At 69.4% G+C, this 2,198-nt stretch carries 2 protein-coding genes and 1 pseudogene; all 3 read right to left on the bottom strand.

Annotated features, from left to right (window positions below; all coding sequences use genetic code 11):
* The coding region (locus FXN61_RS48965; RefSeq protein ID WP_167980571.1) for a M20/M25/M40 family metallo-hydrolase at positions 1 to 752 on the bottom strand (752 nt) is incomplete at its 3' end.
* On the bottom strand, positions 749 to 1,702 hold the full coding sequence (locus FXN61_RS48960) for a transketolase family protein (protein ID WP_167980570.1): 954 nt from the start codon (positions 1,700 to 1,702) through the stop codon (positions 749 to 751). The genes FXN61_RS48965 and FXN61_RS48960, both read right to left, overlap by 4 nt.
* Positions 1,702 to 2,198 (bottom strand): annotated as a pseudogene (locus FXN61_RS48955) (hypothetical protein); the annotation flags it as partial. The pseudogene FXN61_RS48955 and the gene FXN61_RS48960, both read right to left, overlap by 1 nt.

The raw sequence follows: 2,198 nt of genomic DNA, 5'->3' as shown, positions 1-2,198 counted from the left end.
AGGATGACCCGGTCGACCTCGCCCTCGTGGTTCTTCACGTCGTCGACCGTGATCGACCAGTTGCCGGGGCGCTCGCCGAAGAACGTCTCCACGTTGCGGCCCGTACCGCCGTCGATCCTGCCCACGTTCACCGTGGTCTCACCGTCGCCCAGGCCGGCCAGCGCCGTGACCTGGTGCGCCAGTTCGACGACGGCGTTCACCCCGCCAGCGAAGTCGAGGCCGGGGTGTGCGGCACGACCGGTCACCTCCAGGGTGTACATGCCGATGCCCTTGCGCCGCGTCTTCAGCGCGCCACCGGGACCGCACGGCTCCAGCACGAACGCGCAACGACTGCGCGCGGCCTCGGCCATGATCGCGTCCTGCGACCCAGGACTGCCCAGCTCCTCGTCCGCGTTCAGCAGCACCGTCACGTCCGGTGAGTCCAAAGAGGACAGCGCGGACACGATCTGCACGAGTCCGGCTTTCATGTCGTACACGCCGGGCCCGCTGGCCACACCGTCCTCCACCGTGTACGGACGCTCCTGCAACGTGCCGCGCGGCCACACCGTATCCACGTGGCCCAGCAACAACACGGGCGAACGCTGCGCACCGAACCGTGCGACCAGCACCGGCGTTCCGGTCGAACCGACGGACCGTTCGATCCGTCCGCCGGCGGACGAGAGCAGGCCGCCCAACACGTCCTGCACCGCGAGACAGCCGAAGTGGTCGTCGGACGGCGACTCCAGCTCCACGAGCCGCTGCAACAGGCTCATCGCAGCCTCCTCACGATGGCGTCGTGCACGTCGGTGACACCGAGTCCGTGCAGGTCGAGAATCTGTTCGTACTCGTCGCTGCGTGTGCAGAACACGTCCGGCACGCCGAACCGCAGGACGGGCACCGGTTCGTGCTCCAGCACCACGCCCGCGACCGCGCTGCCGAGACCGCCGAGCGCGTTGTGGTCCTCGTACGTCACGATCAGCCCGGTCTCCCTGGCGGCGGCGACCACGGCCTGCGTGTCGAGCGGCTTCAGGGTGTGCATGTTCAGCACCCGGCACGAGATTCCCCGTGACGCCAGCCGCGACGCGACCTCCACGGCGCGCGGCACGACCAGGCATCCGGTCGCGATGATCGTGACATCGGAGCCCTCGCGCAACGTCACGGCTTTGCCGATCTCGAAGGAGTACTCGGCGGAGTACACCATCGGCGTGTTGCCGCGAGACGCCCGCAGGTACACCGGACCTTCGACCTGGGCCGCCGCCTGCGTCGCGAGGTATGCCTCGTAGGCGTCAGCGGGCGAGAGCACGGTGAAACCCGGCAACGCCGTCGTCACCGCGATGTCCTCGGTGCAGTGGTGGGTCGGACCGGCGAACCCGCCGGAAAGACCGGTGTAGTACCCGACGACCTTCACGTTCGCCTTGGGGTACGACAGGTCCACCCGCATCTGCTCGCACGCGCGCATCGACGCGAAGACGGCGAACGTGTTGACGTACGGGATGCGGCCGGACTGCGCGAGACCGGCGGCGACGCCGAGCAGGTTCGCCTCGGCGATGCCGATCTGCTTGTAGCGGTCAGGAAACTCCGTTCCGAACGGTACCGACGGCAGCGCCAGGTCGTTCTCCAGCGAGTACACCCGCTCGTCGGAACGGGCCAGGTCGAGCTGCGCCACCCGGCACGTGGTGCGGCTCGACGTGCCGTGCTCGCGAACCCAGGTTTCGAGTGACATCACGACCTCGCAAGTGCCGCGCGCAGGATGCGCCGGGTGTCGTCGACGGTGACGGGAACGGGGTTGAGCCCCAGGTGGAAGCCGTCGGCCTGGACCTTGTCCACGAGAGCGGGCAGGTCGTCCGCGGAAACACCGATCTGCGACAGGGCCGGGATCGGCAGCGAGCCGACCAGCGATCGCACCACGTCGATGCCCGCCCTGCCCAGCGTCATCGGGTCGGTGGCGGCGGACCGGACGCCCAGGGCACGCGCGATGTCGGCGAACCGGTCGGGCAGGTGCGGCAGGTTGTGCTCCATCGCGTCCGCGAGGAACAACGCCACGCCGACGCCGTGGTGGACGTCGAAGAGAGCGTTCACGGCGTGTGCGAACGCATGGTCCGCGGCGCCACCGCCCTTCATCGAGATGCCCGCGGTGAGCGCGCCGGTCATCATCTGGTCGCGGGCGCGCAGGTCGTCGCCCCGCGCGACGGCCTCCGGCAGCCAGCGGCTGATCGTGG

It is taken from the genome of Lentzea indica (assembly GCF_012184385.1).
Classification (GTDB): Bacteria; Actinomycetota; Actinomycetes; order Mycobacteriales; family Pseudonocardiaceae; genus Lentzea; species Lentzea indica.
Note: the sequence above shows the minus strand (reverse complement) of the source record. Positions and strands in the feature narration are given on the sequence as shown.